We start from the raw sequence: 21,093 nt of genomic DNA, 5'->3' as shown, positions 1-21,093 counted from the left end.
ACCGCTCCCCGTAGTGTTGTCTGGTTTTGTCTGTTGTGTGTGATGCCTGGCGCGCGCTCAGCGCATGAAACCGGCCACCGGGCCGATGGTGCTGCGCGCCGTGCGCAGCGCCTGCAGCCAGCGCGGCGCCGCCTCGGGCGTCAGCCGCTGCAGCGGACCGGCGATGGCCAGCGACCCCACCACCGCCTGGCTGTCGCGGTGGAACAGCGGCAGCGCCAGCCCCGCCACCGTGGCGGCGGATTCTTCGCAGGTGTAGGCCCAGCCGTCGGCGCGGACCTGCGCCAGCCGCGCTTCCAGCCCGGGCGCCTCGCCGCAGAGCCGGCGCCGGAACGCCTCCGGCTGGAACGCCAGCATGGCCTTGGCATGCGCGCCCGCGTCGAGGCTGAAGCGTTGGCCCACCTCGATCGAAAAGCGCAACTGGTGCTGGCTGTGCGCGATGTCCGTGCACAGACCGTGGTCACCGTCCAGCCACGACAGGAACACGGTTTCACCGCATTCCCGCGCCAGCGCCTCGAGCGCGGGCTGCACCACCTCGGCCGGTGAAAAGGTCTTGCGCGTGACCTGTCCCAGTTCGATCCAGCGCAGCCCGAGCGCATAGCGTCCCTGCGCGTCCTGCACCAGGAAGCCGTTGGCGGCAAAGGTCGCCAGCACGCGGTGCACCACCGCATGGTGCACGCCGCTGTGGCGCGCCAGGTCGCGCACGCCCCAGCTGGGCTGGCGCACGGTGAAGTGGGTCAACAGCGCCAGTGCGCCGTCCAGGGTCTTGAGCATTGCCGAGCGGAACTTCGAATTGCTTGTGTCTCTATATAAGAGACTACGTCTCTGATACAGAGAAATGCTAGGCCTCGCTGTCATCCGGAACAATCAGGGTTAACGCGCGGTCGACCTCGTGCTCCGGGCGAATATCGACCATGCGCCCTTGCCTATACTTGGCGCAGGCCGACTGCTACGGGAGGCGCCCATGGCTGAGGAAGACCACGGTTACGGCGACGAAGCGGCCCGCATCGCGCACCGCCGCCGCCTGCTCGCCATCGCGCCGCGTACGCATGAGGGCCAGCGCAACTGGGCGCTGGCGCTGTCCGGCGGCGGCATCCGCAGTGCCACCTTCTGCCTGGGCGTGATGCAGGCGCTGGCCGGCACCGACATGCCGGCAGACACGACCGCGCCCACCCCGCCCGGCGGCGCGCCCCAGACGCCTGCGGCGAACACCGCCGCCGCGGCGCAGACCGTGCCCGGGCTGGCCTCGCTGCTGGCCCAGTTCGATTACCTGTCGACCGTCAGCGGCGGCGGCTACCTCGGCGCCTTCTTCGTCAGCCTGTTCGTGCCCGGGCGCCTGCGCCGCGGCACCGGGCCGGTCCAGGCCGCGGCCGACGCCTACCACACGCTGCAATGCGAGCCGCCGGGCCGCATCCACACCTCGGTCTCCTATGCCGCCGATCCCGGCCGCGGCGCGGTCGCGTGGCTGCGCGAGAATGGCCGCTACCTGTCGCCCACGGGTGCGGGCGACAACCTCTATGCCGCCGCGCTGGTGGCGCGCAACTGGCTGGCGATGCACTACGTGATCGGCAGCGCGCTGCTGGTGTTGCTGTCGCTGCTGACGCTGCTGCTGCACGGCGCGGCGGGCGCCTGGTATGGCTTCGGACGCTATGAGATGGATCTGCTCCACGATGCGCGGCAGGCCTTCAACCAGGGCGAATGCGCGATCTGGTGGAGTCCGTTGCTGTGGCTGCCGCTGGCCACGGCGGTGATCGGCGCGGTGCCGCCCGGCCTGGCGTACTGGCTGGTCTATCCGCGCGCCACCGAGCCGCAGGCACCGGGCCGCTTCTTCAGCCCCGCGCCGATGGTGGCCACGCTGCTGGGACTGCTGTTGCTCGCTGCTGCGTACTGGTCGGAATGGATCGGTGCGCGGCCGGTGCCGGCGCAGCTGTTTGCCGCGCTGGGCGTGCTGACCTGGCTTGGCGTGCTGGCCTGCCTGGTGATGCTGCAGGGTGAGCCGCGCACCGTGTCCGGCTATCGCGTGCGCGCCACGCGTGCGCTGCGCACCGCGGTCACGCTGACACTGTGGCTGGCGGCGTTGGGCGTGGCCGATACCGTCGCGCGCACCACCTACCTGTATGCCCACGCCGCCGGCCATCCGTGGGGCGTGGCGCTGCCTGCGAGCGCGCTGGGCGTGCTGGTCTGGCTGGTGCGCTACGGCGCGCGCTGGTTCGATGAAGGCCGCAAGGGCAGCGCCGGGACCGCCTGGCGCGCACTGTGGGCACGCCTGCCGGTCTCGCTGCTGGCCGGGGCGGCCGCGGCGGTGCTGGCGCTGCTGCTGTACGTGCTGTGGTCGTGGCTGGTGCTGTGGGTACGCTGGAATGGCCGCGAGCCGGTCGACTGGCTGGTGTACGGCACGGCCTACACCGGGCCGGCGCTGGCCGCGCTTACGGTCGTGGCGCTGGTGCTGGCGCTGGTCGCCGGCCGCTTTACCGGCTTCCTGAACTTGTCCACGCTGCAGCCCTTCTACGCGGCGCGCCTCACGCGCGCCTACCTCGGCGCTTCCAACGGCGAGCGCTTTGCCGCGCCCGATCCCGATCCGGCGGCGGACCGGCGCCGGCGCGCGCGCTTCAGCGTGGCCGAGCCCGTGCCCGGCGACCAGCTCAGCCTCAACGCCTACTACGATCCGCACGTGCTGGCGCCGCTGCACCTGATCAACGTGACGCTGAACCTGACCGTCGATCCGGCCGAGCAGCTGGTCCAGCGCGACCGCAAGGGCAAGCCGCTGTGCCTGGCACCCGGTGCCGGCCTGCCGCAGCCGGGCGCGGCAAGCGCGATCGCGCCGGACGCCTATGCGCGCTTTACCGTCGATGGCTGGCAGTGCTGCCCGGATCTGTCATGGCCGTCGTCGGGCAAGCTGGCGCAATCGCTGACGGTGGGCGACTGGATCGCGATCTCGGGCGCGGCGGTGTCCACCGGGCTGGGCCGGGCCACCACGCTCGGCACATCGCTGCTGCTGGGGCTGGCCAACCTGCGGCTGGGTACATGGTGGCCGTCGTTCCCGGCCCGCTACGCGCGCCGCGGCGGGCGCGAGGGCGAGCGCTGGCGCCATCCCGAACGGGCCACGCATCCCTGGCTGGCCGCCGGCATCTTCCGCACGCAGTATTACCTGGGATGCGAGCTGAGCGCGCGCTTCCATGGCACGCGGCGCGGCTGGCAGTACCTGTCGGACGGCGGCCATTTCGACAACACCGGCGTCTACGAGCTGCTGCGTCCGGGCCGGGACGTCGCGCTGATCGTGCTGTGCGACTGCGGGGCCGATCCCGACTATCGCTTCGGCGACCTTGCCAACCTGATCCGCCTCGCGCGCATCGACCATGGCCTCGAGATCGTCGTCGATACCGAGGCAGCCACCACGCATCCGGTGCTGAGCCGGGTCTTCGGCGTGCCGGACGATTTCGCGCCAGGTCAGCCGGCCAGCGCCGGCGCCGCCGACAAATGCGCGGTGCTGCTCGACGTATACCGCACCGACCCGGCCTGCGCGGCGCCGCGCGCGCGCGTCTGCCGCATCGTGCTGGTCAAGCCGCGGCTGGTGTCATGGGCGCCGGCCGACGTGCGGCACTATGGCGCCACGCACCCGGGCTTCCCGCAGGAAGGCACCGGCGACCAGTTCTTCGACGAGGCGCAATGGGAAAGCTATCGGGCCCTGGGGCACGCGCTTGGCAAGCGCGTGCTGGGCGGTGAAGTGGGCAAGGCGCTGCTGGCGTGATCGCGCGCTGAGCCGGCCTCAGCGCACGAAGCCGATCACATCTTCCAGCCTGCCGCTGGCGTCGCGCAACGCCTCCAGCAGGCGCGGCACGGCGGCATCGTCCAGCCGCTGCTGCGGACCGGCGATGGCGACCGAGCCCACCACCGCGCTGCGGTCGCGCGACCATAGGGGCAGGGCCAGGCCGGCGACGCTGGCCGCGGCTTCCTCGCGCGTATGCGCCCAGCCGCGCTCGCGCACTTCGGCCAGCTGCTGCTCGATGCGTTCGCGTTCCAGCGTGGTATGCGGCGCCATGCGCGCCACACCCTGGCGGTAGACCTCGTCGCGGAAGGCTTCATCCTGGAAGGCCAGCATGGCCTTGGCATGCGCGCCGGCATACAGTGGAAAGCGCTCGCCCAGCTCGATCGAAAAGCGCAGCTGGTGCTGGCTGTGCACCAGCGCCACGCACAAGCCTTCATGGCCATCGAGCCACGACAGGAACACGGTCTCGCCGCTCTGCGCGGCCAGCTTCTCCAGCACCGGGCGCACGATCTCGTCGGGCGAGAAGCTCTTGCGCACCACCTGCCCCAGCTCGAACAGCCGCAGCCCCAGCGAATACTTGCCGGTGGCCGCGTCCTGCACCAGGAAGCCGTTGGCGGCGAACGTGGCCAGCACGCGGTGCACCACGGCGTAATGCACGCCGCTGTGCTTGGCCAGCTCGCGCACGCCCCAGGTGGGCTGGCGCACGGTGAAGTGGGTCAGCAGGGCCAGCGCGCCGTCCAGTGTCTTGAGAGTCATCGATCGTTCCTTCGCATCGGGCTGAATGGTAAGGGCAAGCGGCGCGCGGCTCAATCCTCGCGCCCGGCCGCGGCGCCGCTGCGCCCGGCGATACCCACGCCGCCCGCAGGGCCGCAAAGCCGCCGCCAGCACGATCCGCGCAGGCTCACTACCATAGCGAACCATCCGCATTGCAGCGGGCGGCGCACGTGTGGCGTACGCCGCCCGCCCGACCACGACATGAATCGCGACTCTCTCCCCGCCGGCAACGGCATCGCCTATTCGGTGCTCGACCTGGCTCCGATCCCGCAAGGCAGCGATGCCGGCCAGGCCATGCGCAACTCGCTCGACCTGGCGCGCCATGCCGAGCAGCTGGGCTACCACCGCTACTGGCTGGCCGAGCACCACAACATGCCCGGCATCGCCAGCGCCGCCACCGCGGTGCTGATCGGCTATGTCGCCAACGGCACGCAGCGCATCCGCGTGGGCTCGGGCGGCGTGATGCTGCCCAACCATTCGCCGCTGGTGATCGCCGAGCAGTTCGGCACGCTGGCCTCGCTCTATCCGGGCCGCATCGACCTGGGCCTGGGCCGTGCGCCCGGCACCGACCAGGCCACGGCGCGCGCGCTGCGCCGCCACCTGGCCAGCGACAGTGCCGATACCTTCCCGCAGGACGTGGAAGAGCTGCAGGCCTATTTCGATGACGCGCGTCCCGGCCAGCGCCTGCGCGCGGTGCCGGGAGCGGGCCTGAAGGTGCCGATCTGGCTGCTGGGCTCGAGCCTGTTCAGCGCGCAGCTGGCCGCGGCAATGGGGCTGCCGTTCGCCTTTGCTTCGCACTTTGCGCCGGGCTTCATGCGCCAGGCGCTGGACCTGTACCGGCGCACCTTCCGCCCGTCGGAAACGCTGGACCGGCCCTACGTGATGCTCGGCCTCAATGTGTTCGCGGCCGATACCGGGGACGAGGCGCGCCGGCTGTTCAGCTCGCTGCAGCAACAATTCCTGGCGCTGGTGCGCGGCACGCCGGGGCAGCTTCGTCCGCCGGTCGACGATATCGAAGCGCTCTGGAACGAGAGCGAGGCCGACCATATCCGGCGCTCGCTGGCCTGCTCGGTGGTGGGCGACCCGGAGGCCGTGCGTGCCGGCATGCAGCGCTTTGCCGATGACCTGCAGCCGGACGAGCTGATGATCACCGGCCAGATCTACGATCATCAGGCCCGGCTGCGATCGTTCGAGATCGCAGCCGCCGCAGCGCGCAGCCTCAAGGCCAACGCCGCGCTCTGAAGCTGTTGCCGGTATGACGCACGCCGCACTTGCGGCGTGCGCCGGCCGCTGTCTTTCATTTCCTGCCGGTTCTGGTTTGCATAGCGCCGAGGCGCTCGGATACATTAGAAGGCCGACACCAGACAGAGGCGTGGCCACCCGGGCACGCGCCCGCATAGTCCGCCCGATCCGCCGCCCCCAATGCAATGTCCCGGGGCCGGGGGCAGCGACGACAGGAGACAGCGATGGACCTGCGGCAACGCGAGCACATCGAGACGGTGGTCCAGGCCACCGCTTACCTATCCCCGCCAGCCCCGCTCGCGGAGCGCATCGCGCATGACGCGATCATCCAGAATTCATGGCGGCGCTGCGTGCACCAGTACGGGCTCGACCCCTCGCGCATGCAGGAGGCCCGCATCCTGCCGCAGACGCGCCTGCGCGAACACCAGGAACGCATCGACGACTTCGCCCGCATCGCCCGCCACGGCTTGCAGAGCCTGCACGCGCAGGTGGCGGCGCTGGGCTACGTGGTGCTGCTGACTGATGCGCAGGGCGTCACGGTCGACTATATCGGCGACCCCCACACCGATGCCGCGCTGCGCCACGCCGGCCTCTACCTCGGCGCGGAATGGAGCGAGAGCGGCGCCGGGACCTGCGCGGTCGGCACCGCGCTGGTCACCGGGCAGGCTCTGACCGTGCACCAGGCCGACCATTTCGACGCCACCCATATCCCGCTGACCTGCACCGCGGCGCCGCTGTTCGACACGCACGGCAGGCTGCACGCCATCCTCGACATCTCGGCGCTGGTCTCGCCGCAGGCCAAGGACAGCCAGGGCCTGGCGCTGCAGATGGTGCGCATCTACGCCGCGCATATCGAGAACGCAAATTTCCTGCGCGCGCACCGGCGCGACTGGATCCTGAAGTTGAACGTCGCGCCCGAGTTCGTCGACGTCAACCCGGAATACCTGCTGGCGCTGGACGATGCCGGGCGCATCGTCGGCCACAACCATCGCGCCCGCCTGATGCTGGAAACCGAACTGGCCGGCATGCCGGGCGCCACCGTGCTCGGGCTGCCGTTCGAAACCTTGTTCGACGCCCGGCTGGAAGACCTGGGCCGCTATGTCTACTCGCGACCCAGCGAGCAGCGCCTGGTCGCGCTCAACCGCAGCGGCGGCCTGCTGTACCTGAGCGTGATGCCGCCCGCGCTGGGCTGGCAGGCGCCCGCGGCACCGGCGCAGGTGGCGATGCCCGCGCCGCTGGCCGCGCTCAGCGGCGGCGATGCCGCGCTGGCGCAGCAGCTGGAGCGCGCCGCGCGTTTGGTCGATTCACCGATCCACCTGCTGATCCAGGGCGAAACCGGCAGCGGCAAGGAGTTCTTCGCCAAGGCGCTGCACCAGGCCAGCGCGCGCCGCGCTGGGCCCTTTGTCGCGGTGAACTGCGCGGCGATTCCGGAGACCCTGATCGAAAGCGAGCTGTTCGGCCACCTGCCGAACAGCTTCTCCGGCGCCGGCTCGCGCGGCAAGCGCGGGCTGATCCAGGAGGCCGATGGCGGCACGCTGTTCCTGGACGAGATCGGCGACATGCCGCGTGAACTGCAGTCGCGTCTGCTGCGAGTGCTGGCCGAGGGCGAGGTGCTGCCGGTGGGCGCCGCGCGCCCGGTGCCGGTGCGGCTGCGCGTGATTTCGGCCACGCACCATCGCCTGGAGCAACTGGTCGCCGAAGGCCGCTTCCGCGAGGACCTTTACTACCGCCTCAACGGCGCTCGCTTCGAACTGCCGCCGTTGCGCGCCCGCACCGACCTGGACTGGCTGGTGCGCAAGCTGCTGCAGGAGGGCGCGGGCGAACCGGTAACGCTGTCACCGGCGGCGAGCGAGCGGCTGCGCCGCCACCGCTGGCCGGGCAACCTGCGTGAGCTGCGCAACGTGCTGGAGTACGCGCGCGCGGTCTGCAGCGGCGGCTACATCGACGTGCATGACCTGCCCGAAGCGGTGGCCGGCGCCGCCATTCCGGCCGCCGTGGTTGCCGGGCCGGCGCCCGCACCGGCTGCATCCGATCCCGGCCACGACGCCCCCGCGCCATCCGACCCGCACCAGCTGCCCCCCGAGGGCATGCTGCTGATGCAGTACCTGCGCGCATCGGGCTGGAACCTGAGCGCGGTCGCGCGCCAGATCGGCATCAGCCGCATGACGCTGTACCGGCGCATGGAGCGCTACGGCATCCAGTCGCCTAACCGGCGCGACGGCGGCGCGCAGTCTTAGTGCCGGGCTGGCTGCACGCGCAGGCCGCGCGCAGCGCATCGGCAAGCAGCCGCATGCCTGGCGTGGAGGCCCTGCGCTTGCGCGTGACCAGCCCATAGGGCACCAGCCGGCCCCGCACCGGCACCGGCAGGATCGCCAGCGCGCCCAGCGCGGCAAAGTAGCGCGCAATCGCCTCGGGCACGACCGCCACACGCTCGCTGCCGGCCAGCAAGGGCAGCGTTGCCATGATCGATGAGGTTTCGATGACGTCGTCCGGCGGCGGCACGCGCGCGTCACGGAACGCCTGGTCGATGATCTGCCGCATCGGGCTGGCAGCGGGCTGGATGATCCAGGGAAAGCGCGCCAGCGCCGCCAGCCGAACGGCACGCTTGCCGGCCTGCGGGTGCGCCGTGCCGGCCACGATCGCCAAGGGCTCCTCGCACAGCGGCTCGAACGCCAGGTCTTGCGCCAGCGCGTCCGCCGGGATGCGGCCCAACACCACGTCGACGCCATCCTGGCGCAGCGCCTGCACCAGCACGTCACTGGTATCCACCTGCAGCGAGATATGCAGGTGCGGATAGCGCGCCTTCAGCCCGTTGATGGCGCTGGCCAGCAGGTCGGGCACGGGGGCCAGGATGGCGCCGATCCGCACCCTGCCGATCTCGCCCGCGGCGACCGCGGCAAACTCGTCGCGCAGCGCATCGAGGTCGGACAGCACCACGCGCGCGTAGCGGATCAGCGCTTCGCCGAACAGCGTCGGCGCAATGCCGCGGGCGTGGCGTGTAAACAGCAGCGCGCCCACCGTGTCTTCCAGTTCCTGCAGCGCCTTGGTGGCCGCCGGCTGGGTCAGCGCCATCTCGGCGGCGGCCCCGCGCAGCGTGCCATGCCCGGCCAGTGCCAGCACCAGGCGCAGATGCCGCATCTGCAGGCGCTTGCGCAGCGTGGCGGCGCTGGACAACTGGTTCAGTGGGTCGGACATGGCGGTGTGCGAGGCGTCACGCCCTTATAGCACGCGTGCGGCCGGCGCGGCCGCAAGCTCGGCCGGATCGGAATCGGCCTATCGGCAAACAGGAAGTTGCGCCATGTCTGCACGCGCAATGCGGTAGAAGCGCACGGCATTTTCCGACAGCACAAGGGCCCGAGTCGCGGAATCCGGCAAGGCTTTGCACACGGTGCCCAGCACCGTGCCGAAGCTGGCGCTCAGCGACGCGACCGGGAGATTGCTGCCAAACATCGCGCGCTCGTGCCCGAAGATGGCCAGCGTCTCGCGCGCGATGCGCAGATTGCCCGCCGCGTCCCAGCGGCCGCCGGGCAGCCCGAACTCGGAAAGCTTCACCATCACGTTGGGGCAGGCGGCGAGCGCCTCCATGCCGCGGCGCCAATGCGCCAGGCCGGCATCGGAGCGGTCCAGCGGCAGGCCGGCGTGGTTCAGTGCAATCCGCAGATCCGGCAGGGCGGCGGCCACCTGCGCCGCCTCGCCAAGGTGCCAGAACGGTACGCGCAAATCCCACGACAGCCCGTGCCGCGGCAGGCGCGCCAGGTCATCCAGCCAGGCCTGGTCCTGCATCGAGCCAGCCTTGCCGGCCACCGACGCGCCCGGCTGCTCCGCGACCAGCGGCTTGCAGCGGATGCCGCGCACCCGCGCGAAACTCGCCTGGCGCGCCAGCAGAGCGGCACAGCCGGGCGTGCCGAACGGCGCGTAGGCCACCACGGCGGCAGCCATGCCCGGCGGCAAGCCCGGCTCGTGCAGCCACGCGGTTTCGGCGACTGCCTCGCCGCGGTCGCGCTCGGCTTCGACATGGACGGTGGCAAGCACCGTGACGCGGCCCGCGCCATGGTCTTGCGTATCACGCCGGTATTGCGTCGAGAGGTAATCCTGCCGCAGCGCCTGATAGCTGCCAAGGAAAAACCCGGCCGGCTGGTAGGCGTCCTGCAGCCAGGGGTAGTGTCCGCGATCGAGCCGCCACAGGTGGTGATGGGCGTCGACGATGCCCAGCGGCGCATCGCTAGACGGTGCGTCGCGCCTCATCGGCAGCGCTCCGGCAGCGTTGCGGCCAGGGTCGCGGCCAGCACCAGGGCGCCTGCCAGCAGGTAGACGCCGGCACCGGCATCGACATGCTGGATCAGCAGCCCCATCGCGTACGGCCCGCAGAACCCGCCGAGATTGCCGAGCGCATTGATCAGGCCGCGCGCCACGCCTGCCTCGTCCGCCGCCAGCAGCCGTGGCGGCAAGGTCCAGAACACGCCTGCAGCCGCTTGCAGGCAGACCCCGCAGCCAACCAGCAGCGCATAGGCCAGCCAGGTGTTGGCATGGAACCAGACCGAGCCTGCCAGGCATGCGGCGAAGGCCAGCAGCGGCCACATCACAAAGGCGCGGCGGCGCCCGCTGCGATCCGACCATGCCGACACCAGCAGAATGCCCGCCATGGTGCCCACATAGGGCACCATGGCCAGCAGGCCGACCTGTCCCATGCCGCCATGGGTGAGGTTCTTGAGGATGGTAGGCAGCCACAGGGTATAGCCGTAGATGCCCATCTGGTAGAGGAAATTCAGGCCGATCAGGCGCCAGATCACGGTATCGGCCAGCAGCCGCGCCAGCACCGCGCGCGTGGGCGCCTCGCATGCCGGCGCGCTTGCCGGCATGCTGGCGGGCGTGGTGGTGCGCTGCTGTTCCGCATGCAGCCGGGCCAGCACGTAGTTGCGTTCGGCCGCGCTGATCCAGCCCGCCTCTTGCGGGCGGTCGCACGCCAGCAGCCACCAGAGGCCCAGGCACAGCGCCGAGATCAGGCCTTCGATGATAAACAGCCAGCGCCAGTCCAGCGCGGCGATCACCAGCCCCGACAGCGGCGCGGTAATCATGCCCGCGATCGGCACGAACAGAATCACCAGCGCATTGGCGCGGCCGCGCTCGTGATCGGGGAACCAGTTGCCGACCATGGTCAGCACCACCGGCAGCATGCCGCCCTCGGCCACGCCCAGCGCAAAGCGCAGGATCAGCAGTTCGGTCGGGTTGCGCACCAGCCCGGTCAGCACCGACAGCACCGCCCATGCCAGCATCGACCATGCAATGAAGCGGCGGCCGCTGCCGTGCACGGCCAGCCTGCCGCCCGGGACCTGCAGGAACAGATAGCCGGCAAAGAAGATGCCGCCGGCCAGGCCCGCCATGCCGGCACCGATGCCGAGCGCGTCGCTCATGCCGCCGGGCATGGCGAAGGCGATATTGACGCGGTCCATATAGGACACGATGCATACCATCAGGATGGGCGGAATCACCCGCCACCAGCGCTGGGCCGGGATGTCGGCGGGCGGAGCGAGGGCGGGCGCGCGGGCGCCGCCCGCTTGCTGGGAAATGGTCATGGGGTCATGGTCTCCTCCGACGTCGCCGCCAGCCAGTGCGCCGGGGCGGCGCCGACGTGTCTTGTACCGGGGTGCCGGCGTTATGGTTGCGGCAGCGCCAGGATGGCCAGCCCGTCCGGCTCCCTGCCCGTGGCAAAGGCATGGCGCAAGGCCAGCGTGCGCAGGTCCAGCACGCTGACGCTGTCGTCGTTCAGTGCCAGCCAGGCGCCCTCGGGGTCGGCCGGATGGAAGGCCAGTGCGATGGGCTTCGCGCCGGTATCGACCCGCGCCAGTTCCACCAGCGTGTACGGGTCGAACAGGCGCAGGCTGCGCTCGCCATAGTTCAGTGCAATCAGCCGGTTGCAGGGCGACCAGTAGAGCCGGGTCGGGTCCTCGCCGGTATCGGCCGTACCCAATTCTGCGAGGGAGTGGGCGTCCAGCCGCGTGATCCGGTGCTCATCGCGGCTGGCGACATAGAGCATCGATTCGTCGGGGCTCAGGCAGCAGCCTTCCGGCCGCCGGCCGGCGTGCGCGGCCAGCGGCGCGCGCGTGCCGTCGTGCGGATGGACCAGCGTCACGGTGTGCGACAGCAGGCTGGTGACATAGGCGCGCTGGCCGTCGCGCGACAGCACGAACAAGTGGCTCTTGACGCCGCCTGACGGCACCGCGCGATCTGGAGTCTGCCGCGCCGATGGTGCCGCGAACACCATCAGCATGTTGTCGCGCTCGCTCAGCGCATAGACGCGGCCCTGCGCGTCGGTCTGCACACCGTGGATGCGGTGCCAGGGCGCGCAGTCCAGGATGCCCTGGTGCTCGCCGCGGGCCAGGTCGACGGCGATCACCGCAGCGCCGCCATCGCCCGGATGGGCAAAGGTCTGTACGCCGTAGTGGCCGACATAGCCAAGCAGCCTGGCGCGGTCGACGGCGAATTCGTGGGGGTATGCCGGCAGCGGCACGCTGAAGCGGCGGGTGCCGCTCTCCAGTTCATAGCCACTGAAGCTGTGGCTGAATTTTTCTACCAGTACCGCGATCCAGCGGGTATCCATTTCGTCTCCTCGTCGTTCTCGCCGGGGGCCGGCGAACTCGTCATGGCGAGGACGGAAGTCTGGCGCAGGCAGTGGCCTTGCACCATTGAATATTGGCGATCGAGGTATTCCCGCAAGTCATCGGCGCGGGCGGCCCGGCACAGGCACGATACGGTTGTCCAGTCCGTACACCTGTACTGTGACACCTGTCTCGCCGCGGCGGCGGCTCGGTCCGCTTCCCAAGCCGAAGTTCACCGGATTTTGCGGGTTATCCCTGAAGCCGGCGCATCGCAACGCGCGTTTTCCGCCATCGCGGCGCCCTTCTGCCACTGGCACAGCCATTGCAAATACGCCTGTCACCACAACGACAACACAGGAGACAGGCAATGGGGCAGCCAAGGTTCGCCGATGCGCCGCTGGTCGGCATCATCGCCAATCCGGTCTCGGCGCGCGACATCCGCCGCGTGATCGCCAACGCCAACAGCCTGCAGCTGGCGGACCGCGTCAATATCGTGCTGCGCCTGCTGGCAGCGCTGTCGTCCTGCGGCGTGCGGCGCGTGCTGATGATGCCCGACCGCGAGGGGCTGCGCGTCATGCTGGCGCGGCACCTGGCGCACCGCCAGGGCCCGGACTCGAGCCTGCCCGAGGTTGCGTATCTCGACATGCCGGTGGCATCGCGCGTCGATGACACGCTGCATGCCGCGCGCTGCATGGCCGATGCCGGCGTCGCCGCCATCATCGTGCTGGGCGGCGACGGCACCCATCGCGCCGTGGTGCGCGAGTGCGGCGCGGTGCCGATCGCGGGCCTGTCGACCGGCACCAACAACGCCTACCCCGAGATGCGCGAACCCACCGTCACGGGGCTCGCCACCGGCCTCTATGCCACCGGCCGCATTCCCGCCAGCCAGGCGCTGGCGTCGAACAAGCGCCTGGACATCGTTATCCGCGACGGAAATGGCAACTTCCGCCGTGACATTGCGCTGGTCGATGCGGTGATCTCGCACGAACACTTTATCGGCGCGCGCGCGCTGTGGAAGACCGACACGCTGGCCGCGGTCTACGTCTCGTTTGCCGATCCCGAGGCGATCGGGCTGTCCTCCATCGCCGGCTTGCTCGAGCCGGTGGGGCGGCGCGAAGCCGGCGGCCTTGCAATCGAACTGGCCGCGCCGGGCGCGGGCGAATTCAACCTGTGCGCGCCGATTGCGCCCGGCCTGATGTGCACCGTGCCCATTGCTGGCTGGCAGCGGCTCGCGCACGGGCGCCCCCATCGCGTGCGCCAGCGCAGCGGCGTCGTCGCGCTGGACGGCGAGCGCGAGCTGACCTTCGGCCCGGACGACGAAGTCACCGTCACGCTGCACGACCACGCCTTCCGCAGCATCGACGTCGCCGCTTGCATGCGCCACGCGGCCCGTCACCACCTGATGCGCAGCGTGCCCCAGCACGCCCTGGCCTGAGCACGCCCGGCCGCGCATGCCCCGCTTTTCTTGAAGTGCAACACCTGAAAACGAAGGAGACAGACATGACAGCCAGAGCTTCGCAAGATCCGGCGCAACCGCGCGGCACCCTGCCGCTCGACAAGGAGACGCTGCTGACGGTGTACCGCAAGATGCGCACCATCCGCGATTTCGAGGAGCGCCTGCACGTGGACTTCGCGCGTGGCGACATCCCGGGCTTCGTCCACCTGTACGCGGGCGAGGAAGCCGCTGGCGTCGGCATCCTGCACCACCTGCACGACGGCGACCGCATCGCCAGCACGCACCGCGGCCATGGCCACTGCATTGCCAAGGGCGTCGACCCGGTGGCGATGATGAAGGAGATCTACGGCAAGAAGGGCGGCTCGTGCAACGGCAAGGGCGGCTCGATGCATATCGCCGACCTGTCCAAGGGCATGATGGGCGCCAACGGCATCCTCGGCGCGGGCGCGCCGCTGATCTGCGGCGCCGCGCTGGCGGCCAAGTTCCGCGGCAAGGGCGAGGTCGGCATTACCTTCTGCGGCGACGGCGCCTCCAACCAGGGCACCTTCCTGGAAAGCCTGAACCTGGCTGCGGTGTGGAACCTGCCGGTGATCTTCGTGATCGAGAACAACGGCTACGCCGAATCGACCTCGCGCGACTACGGCACCGCGGTCGACAGCTACGTCGACCGCGCCGCGGGCTTCGGCATCCCGGGTGTGACCGTGGACGGCACCGATTTCTTCGCGGTCCACGAAGCCGCCGGCGAAGTCATCCGCCGCGCGCGCGAAGGCGGCGGGCCGTCGCTGCTCGAATGCAAGATGGTCCGCTTCTACGGCCACTTCGAAGGCGATGCGCAGACCTACCGCGCCGCCGGCGAACTCGACGACATCCGCGCCAACAAGGATTGCCTGAAGCTGTTCGGGCGCACCGTGACGCAGGCTGGCGTGGTTGCACGTGAAGAACTCGACGCGATCGACCGCGAAGTCGCGGCGCTGATCGAGCACGCCGTGCAGGAAGCCAAGGCGGCACCGCAGCCGGGGCCCGAAGACCTGCTGACCGACGTCTACGTCAGCTACTGATCCGCCACGCGCAAACCAATTATCAGGAGACAGACATGGCTCGCAAACTGAGCATCAAGCTGGCGATCAACGAGGCGATCGACCAGGAAATGACCCGTGACCCCAGCGTCATCATGCTGGGCGAGGATATCGTCGGTGGCGCCGGCGCGGACGGCGAGAAGGACGCGTGGGGCGGCGTGCTGGGTGTGACCAAGGGCCTGTATGCCAAGCACGGCGACCGGCTGCTGGATACGCCGCTGTCCGAATCGGCCTACGTGGGCGCCGCGATCGGCGCCGCCGCGTGCGGCATGCGCCCGATCGCGGAGCTGATGTTCATCGACTTCATGGGCGTTTGCTTCGACCAGATCTTCAACCAGGCTGCCAAGTTCCGCTACATGTTCGGCGGCAAGGCCGAGACCCCCGTGGTGATCCGCGCCATGGTCGGCGCGGGCTTCCGCGCCGCCGCGCAGCACAGCCAGATGCTGACGCCGCTGTTCACGCATATCCCCGGCCTGAAGGTGGTGTGCCCGTCCACGCCGTACGACACCAAGGGGCTGCTGATCCAGGCGATCCGCGACAACGATCCGGTGATCTTCTGCGAGCACAAGAACCTCTATGGCCTGGAAGGCGATGTCCCGGAAGGCGCCTATGCCATCCCGTTCGGCGAGGCCAATATCGTGCGCGACGGCAAGGACGTGACGATCGTCACCTACGGGCTGATGGTGCATCGCGCGCTGGAGGCGGCGGCGATGCTGGCCAAGGAAGGGATCGAGGCCGAGATCGTCGACCTGCGCACGCTCTCGCCGCTGGACATGGACACGGTGCTGGAGTCAGTCGAGAACACCGGCCGCCTGGTGGTGGTGGACGAGGCCAGCCCGCGCTGCAATATCGCTACCGATATCTCCGCGCAGGTCGCGCAGCAGGCCTTCGGTGCGCTCAAGGCCGGCATCGAGATGGTATGCCCGCCGCATACGCCGGTGCCGTTCTCGCCCACGCTGGAAGACCTGTATATCCCCAGTGCGGCGCAGATCGTCAATGCTGCGCGCAAGACTGTGAAGGGAGGCAAGCACTGATGGCTACGCCTGCAATTACCCCGATCGTGATGCCTAAATGGGGCCTGTCGATGAAGGAGGGCACCGTCAATGCCTGGCTGGTCGACGAAGGCACCGAAATCACCGTGGGCATGCCGATTCTCGACGTGGAAACCGACAAGATCGCCAATGCGGTGGAGGCGCCCGACGCGGGCACGCTGCGCCGCAAGGTGGCGCAGGCCGGCGACGTGCTGCCGGTCAAAGCGCTGCTGGGCGTGCTGGCCCCTGCGGAGGTGAGCGATGCGCAGATCGATGAATACGTGGCGGCTTATGAAACGCCGGCGGACGACGGCGGCGACGAGGACGCCGCCGCCGCGTACCAGTTCGCCGAGGTCGACGGCATCCGGGTCCGCTATGCCCGCAAGGGCGATGGCGCCCAGACCGTGCTCTTCATCCACGGCTTTGGCGGTGACCTGGACAACTGGCTGTTCAACCTCGACCCCCTGGCCGACGCGTACACCGTGGTGGCGCTCGACCTGCCCGGCCACGGACAGTCGTCGCCGCGGCTCGCGGGCACGACGCTGGCGCAGATGGCCGGCTTTGTAGCGCGCTTCATGGATGAAGCCGGGATCGATGCGGCGCATGTGGTCGGCCATTCGATGGGCGGCGGCGTGGCCGCGCAACTGGCGGTGGATGCGCCGCAGCGGGTGCTGTCGGTGGCGCTGGTGTCGCCGGTGGGCTTCGGCGAGGCCGTCAACAGCGACTATACCGATGGCTTCGTCAAGGCGCAGTCCCGGCGCGAGCTCAAGCCCGTGGTCGAGCTGCTGTTCGCCGACCCCGGGCTGGTGAGCCGGCAGATGCTGGACGACCTGTTGCGCTACAAGCGGCTCGATGGCGTCGACGAGGCGCTGACCGCGCTGGGGCAGGGCCTGTTCGGCGGCGGTCGGCAGAGCGAGCAACCGGGCCAGCGCCTGGCCGACAGCGGCAAGCGCGTGCTGGTGGTGTGGGGCGGCCAGGACCGCATCATTCCCGCCGAACATGCCGAAGCGGCGCCGCCGGGTGCCAGCGTCAAGGTCTTCGCCGACGCTGGCCACATGAGCCAGATGGAGAAAGCCAACGACTTCAACGCGCTGCTGAAGACCCACCTGGCCGGCTGATGCCGCCCGCGGACGGCGCCACCATGCGCCGTCCGCGCGGCTGATGCCAGCTTGGGCGATCCACTAACGGACACTTCCCTATGACCACAGACCTGAAGACCCGCCTGGCCGAGATCAACAAGCAATTCGGCGCGCTCGGCCAGGCTCAGCCCGCCACCATGAGCGCCTTCCACGGCGTGATGAAGGCGGCCACGCAACAGGGCAGCCTGCCTGCCGAACTCAAGGAACTGGTGGCGGTCGCGCTCGCCGTGCAGAAAGGCTGCGACGATTGCGTGCTGTTCCACACCAGCCAGGCACTGCGCCATCGCGCGAGCCGCGAGCAACTGGCCGAAGTGCTGGCCGTCAATATCGAAATGGGAGGCGGCCCCGGCGCGATGTACGCCGCCAAGGCGCTGGCATATTTCGATGCGCTCAACGCCTAGGGTTGCTAGACTCGGCGCATTGCCATTCCCGGGCAGTTCCCCGACCGATGCCGTTTGAGTTTGAACTTGTCGATCCCGTCGACCCGGCCCACGCGGGCAGTGACCCGCTGCAGGAAGAACTGGCGCTGCTCGAACTCGCGGCGCAGGGCCGGCAGGTGGCACGGTTGTGGGAGGCGCCGCAGTCGCTGGTGGTGCCGCGCACCTACCTGCGCCACGCGGCGCTGGAGACTGCGCGCGCCGATTTCGCGCAGCAAGGCTGCCCCGTGTTCCTGCGCATGTCCGGCGGCGGCCTGGTGCCGCAGGGGCCCGGCATCCTCAACCTGAGCTTGGCTTACCCTGTCGGGCAGCCGCCGGGCGCGCTCAGCGATGCGGTCTACCTGCACCTGTGCGCGGTGATCGGCGGCGCGTTGCGGACGCTCGGCATCGATACCCACTGGCAGGCGGTGGCCGGCTCCTTTTGCGATGGCCGCTACAACCTCGCCTGGGGTCCGCCCGAAGCCGCCCGCAAGATCGCCGGCACGGCCCAGTACTGGCGGCGTGCGCCAGCGGCGATGCAGGCGCCCGACGGCCAGCGCCACCTGGTGCTGGCCCATGCGGTGCTGCTGGTCAGCGCCGACCCGGAGCAGATCAATGCGCGCGCCAATGCCTTCGAGGCAGCCATCGGCAGCGAACGGCGGTATGACGCGGACAAGGTGGTCAGCGTGCGTGAGGCGTTGCTGCCCGCTGGACACGCCGTGAAGGACGATGCCGCACTGATGGCCGAGGTCGCGGCTGCGCTGCGATGGAGCCTCGCGCAGCATCCCGCCCCGGTCTAGTCCTTCGCCGCGTTACCTGGCAGGAAGCGGATATCGCCATACCAGGCGCGGCTGGCGGCATGGGTATTGTCGGTGTCCGTCATGATGCCGTAGGCCTTGAGCGGTCCGGGCGGCTCGTGGAAGACGCGTTCATAGTCCCGCGCCAGATTGCGCCGCAGGTTCTGCCATTTGCCGGCATCATCGGCGCCGGATACCACGATCATCTGCACGCGGCCGGTATGCGGGTTGGGGATGACGCTGCCGGGCGCGGCGCTGGTCGACCAGACATACATCAGCGTGGCGTAGGGCAGTTCCTCGCCCGCCACGGTCTTGGCCAGCTGCATCGCGGCGCGTTCGCCCAGCGAAAGCTTGCCAGTGTCGCCGTCGAAGAAGAACACCAGCCGCGCCGGCGCGTCCTCGCGCGCGCCGTCGCGGTTGTCGGCGCCGGGTATCGCGCCGTCTGCCTTCCAGCGCCAGGCCACCACGGGCGTCCGCGACAGGTCCACGTTGCCCGCATGCATCAGCGCGGACGCCGAGCTATTGGCTTGTGCCCGCAACACCGTAGTGCCGCCATCGGCCACCAGCTGGTACTCGGTCCTTGCCTTGCCTTCGGCGACCGGTAAATTTTTCCAATCCGCCGGCAGCGCACCGCCGGGCTTGCGTTCTGACACGACAAGTCCAGGCTTGCCGCTTTGCGCCGGCGCTGAAAGCGGGGCAAGCAGCAAGGTGGCACACAAGGCAAGGGACAACGCATGGGTGATCGTCATGGCGGATCAGCGGAATACGAGACGTGGGACCGAATGCAAACCGTGTGCCTGAGTGCGGCGCGCTGCCCAATCTGGCCAGCACAAAAAAATCGCGGCCCGCGAGGGGCCGCAAATCGGGAATGCGAGGAGTGTCAAATTCCTCAGGAGACGTTATCGACGCAAACTGGCGTCGCAAGACCCCACTTCCGTGGGGTCTATGGATCACAAGTGTGAATGCGAGCGTCCGCTTACGCGATCAGGTAGGCGGGAGGCGGTTCCGGACGGACCGAGGCGCGCAGTTTGCGGACATTCGATTCCAGTTCGGCGTGGGCCGCATCGAGCCAGTCCACGCGATGCCGAACCGGATCCTTGGCCGACAGGGCGCTGGCGGCGATCTCTCGCAAGAAGTAACGCACCATGCTGCCAGCGCGCGCCGGCACCGGCATCATTCCCAGCAGCTGGCGGCGCGCCAGCAACCGGCGCGTGACCGCGTGCTGGAGCGCGGCCCAGGCGGTGCGGCCCAATGCGATGTACAGCGCGTCCGTTCGCATCTGCCGCACGGCGCCCAGGAACTGCGTCTCGAAGACATCGCGCAGCATCGGTGCGTCCAGCAGTTCTTCCAGCGGGCCGTCGAATGCCAGGCCGCGCCGCGTGGTGGCATGCGGCAACAGGGTGAGCGGCTGCAGGCGTTCGAAGCCATCGTTCCACAAGGCGGCGGCGTGTGGCAGCCCCACCAGTTCCGGCACGCGGAAGTGGTCGAGCATGCGGATCAGGTTGGGCCGCACCAGCTTGCCGCCCAGTTCCACGCGCCGCTTGTTCTCACGCTGGACTACGCGGCCCGGCGCATGGGTGTGCAGCAGTTCCTCGGTCACCGCGGCGGCGAGCCGCACGTGAGCATGGCCTGGCGTGGTGCTGACCAGGACCAGCGCTGCCTGCGGATTCAGGTATTCGCACGGCACGTAGTGCATGGCGTAGGTGCTGTCCCGCGCCACCACGACGGGCTTCGCGATCACGCTGCCGGCGCCCGCCAGCCGTATCTGCGCGCAATAGGCTTCAATGAAGTTGGTCAAGGCATCCCCCCGCTCGCTTCGTTATTTAAGCGCTTTTATTGTTTTGCTTTTCGCCATGGTAAGCCGGCGGTGCGGCGCAGAGTGTGTCGGGACCGCCGTTTTGACCCTTTCCCGGACGCAATTTGGTGGGCCAGCCAACACAGCACATGGTGGTGTTGCGTCGAACGGGGCGGATCGCACCGTAGCGTATTGCGGCTGGCGGTCAGGACCGTGACATGGCCCGCCCAAAAGAAAAAAGCCGGGCACGATTCACGTGCCCGGCTAACCCATTTGCTGACTCAGGTGGTGTCAGAACCCGAGAAGTCAAATGCTAACGATTCTCATTTGCTGTGGCAACCCCATCGGGGGAGCGAGGTGTGCGACGTCATGCCATGGAGGTCTGGATCGAGAACTGTCCCGACAAGGTCTTGTGTACCGGGCACCGATTGGCCACCCGCAGCAGGTCTTCGAGGATCTGGGGCGACAGGTCGCCGCTGACCTTGACCTCCCGCTGCATGGTATAGGTGCCGTTGGCTTCTTCATGACCGACCGAAACATGGACGTCAGTGACCGCGTAGCCCTTGCGTTTCGCATACAGCTGCAGGGTCAGGGTGGTGCAGGCAGCCAGTGCCGAATCCAGCAAGTCATGCGGGTTCGGGTAGCGGGTGTCGCCGCCGGCGGAAGCGTCCAGATCGGCTTGCCACTCGGCGGTGCCGTTGGTCAGCTGGCAGATGCTGTTGCCCTGGCTTGGCTTCCATGTCGCTTGGATAGTCATCGAACGTCCCCATCTCATTAAAGAGCGGCCCCGCGGGCCGGAACGGTCATTCTATAAGTACCTGCCGCGGCGGGCGGGAGCGTCGAAAGAGGCGCATCCGTGTCGATTTCAGGGATTTCCTAGAAAGCCCTTGCCAACCCCGCCGCGCTCGCTTACTATTCGCCCCCTCGCAACACAACGCGGCCCCTGCAAGGCAGGCGCAGCAAGGGTTGCGGGGTCGGCCGGGAGGTTGGCGCAGCGAAGTTTGCAGC

Annotated in this window: 18 protein-coding genes; 9 read left to right on the top strand and 9 right to left on the bottom strand. The window is 69.2% G+C overall.

The features are described 5' to 3' along the window. Nucleotides 1–57: 57 nt before the first annotated feature. Nucleotides 58–771 carry an IclR family transcriptional regulator gene (locus GA0116996_RS18865; RefSeq protein ID WP_092314695.1) on the bottom strand — a complete coding sequence of 238 codons (714 nt, stop codon included), beginning with the start codon at nucleotides 769–771 and terminating at the stop codon, nucleotides 58–60. A gap of 190 nt (nucleotides 772–961) precedes the next feature. Between GA0116996_RS18865 and GA0116996_RS18860 the strand changes: the two genes are divergently transcribed. Then, nucleotides 962–3,745, top strand: coding sequence for a hypothetical protein (locus tag GA0116996_RS18860; RefSeq protein WP_092314693.1), 2,784 nt, complete (start codon nucleotides 962–964; stop codon nucleotides 3,743–3,745). An 18-nt stretch (nucleotides 3,746–3,763) separates the two neighbouring features. Here GA0116996_RS18860 and GA0116996_RS18855 read toward each other — a convergent pair whose 3' ends face one another. Then, nucleotides 3,764–4,519, bottom strand: a complete 756-nt coding sequence (locus GA0116996_RS18855) for an IclR family transcriptional regulator (protein ID WP_092314691.1) — start codon at nucleotides 4,517–4,519, stop codon at nucleotides 3,764–3,766. 219 nt (nucleotides 4,520–4,738) lie between these two features. Here GA0116996_RS18855 and GA0116996_RS18850 point away from each other — a divergent pair, with 219 nt between their 5' ends. After that, complete coding sequence (locus GA0116996_RS18850) at nucleotides 4,739–5,779, top strand: LLM class flavin-dependent oxidoreductase (protein ID WP_092314689.1); 1,041 nt, start codon at nucleotides 4,739–4,741, stop codon at nucleotides 5,777–5,779. A gap of 224 nt (nucleotides 5,780–6,003) precedes the next feature. After that, complete coding sequence (locus tag GA0116996_RS18845; RefSeq protein WP_092314687.1) at nucleotides 6,004–8,016, top strand: sigma-54-dependent Fis family transcriptional regulator; 2,013 nt, start codon at nucleotides 6,004–6,006, stop codon at nucleotides 8,014–8,016. On the opposite strand, the gene GA0116996_RS18840 is transcribed toward GA0116996_RS18845, so the two are convergent. From GA0116996_RS18840 to GA0116996_RS18825, 4 genes are all read right to left on the bottom strand, one after another. Further along, nucleotides 7,985–8,974 carry a LysR family transcriptional regulator gene (locus tag GA0116996_RS18840; RefSeq protein ID WP_092314685.1) on the bottom strand — a complete coding sequence of 330 codons (990 nt, stop codon included), beginning with the start codon at nucleotides 8,972–8,974 and terminating at the stop codon, nucleotides 7,985–7,987. The two genes, GA0116996_RS18845 and GA0116996_RS18840, sit on opposite strands and share 32 nt — an antisense overlap. Nucleotides 8,975–9,052: 78 nt before the next feature. Then, a complete protein-coding gene (locus tag GA0116996_RS18835; protein WP_092314683.1) occupies nucleotides 9,053–10,024 on the bottom strand; it encodes an amidohydrolase family protein in 972 nt (323 codons plus the stop codon). Continuing rightward, nucleotides 10,021–11,352, bottom strand: a complete 1,332-nt coding sequence (locus GA0116996_RS18830) for an MFS transporter (protein WP_092314681.1) — start codon at nucleotides 11,350–11,352, stop codon at nucleotides 10,021–10,023. Before GA0116996_RS18830 ends, GA0116996_RS18835 begins: the two co-directional genes overlap by 4 nt. 80 nt (nucleotides 11,353–11,432) lie before the next feature. Then, on the bottom strand, nucleotides 11,433–12,377 hold the full coding sequence (locus tag GA0116996_RS18825; RefSeq protein WP_092314679.1) for a YncE family protein: 945 nt from the start codon (nucleotides 12,375–12,377) through the stop codon (nucleotides 11,433–11,435). Between the two features lie 365 nt (nucleotides 12,378–12,742). Between GA0116996_RS18825 and GA0116996_RS18820 the strand changes: the two genes are divergently transcribed. From GA0116996_RS18820 to GA0116996_RS18795, 6 genes are all read left to right on the top strand, one after another. Further along, a complete protein-coding gene (locus GA0116996_RS18820; protein WP_092314677.1) occupies nucleotides 12,743–13,810 on the top strand; it encodes an ATP-NAD kinase family protein in 1,068 nt (355 codons plus the stop codon). A 65-nt stretch (nucleotides 13,811–13,875) separates the two neighbouring features. Further along, nucleotides 13,876–14,889, top strand: a complete 1,014-nt coding sequence (locus GA0116996_RS18815; protein WP_092314675.1) for a thiamine pyrophosphate-dependent dehydrogenase E1 component subunit alpha — start codon at nucleotides 13,876–13,878, stop codon at nucleotides 14,887–14,889. Between the two features lie 35 nt (nucleotides 14,890–14,924). Continuing rightward, nucleotides 14,925–15,941, top strand: coding sequence for an alpha-ketoacid dehydrogenase subunit beta (locus GA0116996_RS18810; RefSeq protein WP_092314673.1), 1,017 nt, complete (start codon nucleotides 14,925–14,927; stop codon nucleotides 15,939–15,941). Beyond that, nucleotides 15,941–17,056, top strand: coding sequence for an acetoin dehydrogenase dihydrolipoyllysine-residue acetyltransferase subunit (locus tag GA0116996_RS18805; protein WP_092314671.1), 1,116 nt, complete (start codon nucleotides 15,941–15,943; stop codon nucleotides 17,054–17,056). The genes GA0116996_RS18810 and GA0116996_RS18805 overlap by 1 nt, the downstream gene beginning before the upstream one ends. Before the next feature lie 80 nt (nucleotides 17,057–17,136). Next, nucleotides 17,137–17,478, top strand: a complete 342-nt coding sequence (locus tag GA0116996_RS18800; protein ID WP_092314669.1) for a carboxymuconolactone decarboxylase family protein — start codon at nucleotides 17,137–17,139, stop codon at nucleotides 17,476–17,478. 47 nt (nucleotides 17,479–17,525) lie between these two features. Next, nucleotides 17,526–18,293: a lipoyl protein ligase domain-containing protein gene (locus GA0116996_RS18795; protein WP_092314667.1), complete on the top strand. Its 768-nt coding sequence runs from the start codon at nucleotides 17,526–17,528 to the stop codon at nucleotides 18,291–18,293. Here GA0116996_RS18795 and GA0116996_RS18790 read toward each other — a convergent pair. The 3 genes from GA0116996_RS18790 to GA0116996_RS18780 all read right to left on the bottom strand — a co-directional run bounded on the left by GA0116996_RS18790 (nucleotide 18,290) and on the right by GA0116996_RS18780 (nucleotide 20,842). Further along, nucleotides 18,290–19,039, bottom strand: coding sequence for a DUF3047 domain-containing protein (locus GA0116996_RS18790; RefSeq protein WP_165835187.1), 750 nt, complete (start codon nucleotides 19,037–19,039; stop codon nucleotides 18,290–18,292). The two genes, GA0116996_RS18795 and GA0116996_RS18790, sit on opposite strands and share 4 nt — an antisense overlap. A gap of 227 nt (nucleotides 19,040–19,266) precedes the next feature. Beyond that, a complete protein-coding gene (locus GA0116996_RS18785; protein ID WP_092314665.1) occupies nucleotides 19,267–20,088 on the bottom strand; it encodes a hypothetical protein in 822 nt (273 codons plus the stop codon). Nucleotides 20,089–20,452: 364 nt separating this feature from the next. Next, complete coding sequence (locus GA0116996_RS18780) at nucleotides 20,453–20,842, bottom strand: OsmC family protein (protein WP_092314663.1); 390 nt, start codon at nucleotides 20,840–20,842, stop codon at nucleotides 20,453–20,455. Nucleotides 20,843–21,093: the final 251 nt, after the last annotated feature.

The organism is Cupriavidus alkaliphilus (assembly GCF_900094595.1).
Taxonomy (GTDB): domain Bacteria; phylum Pseudomonadota; class Gammaproteobacteria; order Burkholderiales; family Burkholderiaceae; genus Cupriavidus; species Cupriavidus alkaliphilus.
This window is presented reverse-complemented; position numbering and strand designations above follow the sequence as displayed.

Coding starts and splice junctions, on each gene's coding strand:
- GA0116996_RS18780 (WP_092314663.1), bottom strand. CDS start 20,842: ATGACTATCCAAGCGACATGGAAGCCAAGCCAGGGCAACAGCATCTGC.
- GA0116996_RS18815 (WP_092314675.1), top strand. CDS start 13,876: ATGACAGCCAGAGCTTCGCAAGATCCGGCGCAACCGCGCGGCACCCTG.
- GA0116996_RS18855 (WP_092314691.1), bottom strand. CDS start 4,519: ATGACTCTCAAGACACTGGACGGCGCGCTGGCCCTGCTGACCCACTTC.
- GA0116996_RS18860 (WP_092314693.1), top strand. CDS start 962: ATGGCTGAGGAAGACCACGGTTACGGCGACGAAGCGGCCCGCATCGCG.
- GA0116996_RS18805 (WP_092314671.1), top strand. CDS start 15,941: ATGGCTACGCCTGCAATTACCCCGATCGTGATGCCTAAATGGGGCCTG.
- GA0116996_RS18825 (WP_092314679.1), bottom strand. CDS start 12,377: ATGGATACCCGCTGGATCGCGGTACTGGTAGAAAAATTCAGCCACAGC.
- GA0116996_RS18820 (WP_092314677.1), top strand. CDS start 12,743: ATGGGGCAGCCAAGGTTCGCCGATGCGCCGCTGGTCGGCATCATCGCC.
- GA0116996_RS18835 (WP_092314683.1), bottom strand. CDS start 10,024: ATGAGGCGCGACGCACCGTCTAGCGATGCGCCGCTGGGCATCGTCGAC.
- GA0116996_RS18800 (WP_092314669.1), top strand. CDS start 17,137: ATGACCACAGACCTGAAGACCCGCCTGGCCGAGATCAACAAGCAATTC.
- GA0116996_RS18850 (WP_092314689.1), top strand. CDS start 4,739: ATGAATCGCGACTCTCTCCCCGCCGGCAACGGCATCGCCTATTCGGTG.
- GA0116996_RS18795 (WP_092314667.1), top strand. CDS start 17,526: ATGCCGTTTGAGTTTGAACTTGTCGATCCCGTCGACCCGGCCCACGCG.
- GA0116996_RS18845 (WP_092314687.1), top strand. CDS start 6,004: ATGGACCTGCGGCAACGCGAGCACATCGAGACGGTGGTCCAGGCCACC.
- GA0116996_RS18810 (WP_092314673.1), top strand. CDS start 14,925: ATGGCTCGCAAACTGAGCATCAAGCTGGCGATCAACGAGGCGATCGAC.
- GA0116996_RS18790 (WP_165835187.1), bottom strand. CDS start 19,039: ATGACGATCACCCATGCGTTGTCCCTTGCCTTGTGTGCCACCTTGCTG.
- GA0116996_RS18865 (WP_092314695.1), bottom strand. CDS start 771: ATGCTCAAGACCCTGGACGGCGCACTGGCGCTGTTGACCCACTTCACC.
- GA0116996_RS18840 (WP_092314685.1), bottom strand. CDS start 8,974: ATGTCCGACCCACTGAACCAGTTGTCCAGCGCCGCCACGCTGCGCAAG.
- GA0116996_RS18830 (WP_092314681.1), bottom strand. CDS start 11,352: ATGACCATTTCCCAGCAAGCGGGCGGCGCCCGCGCGCCCGCCCTCGCT.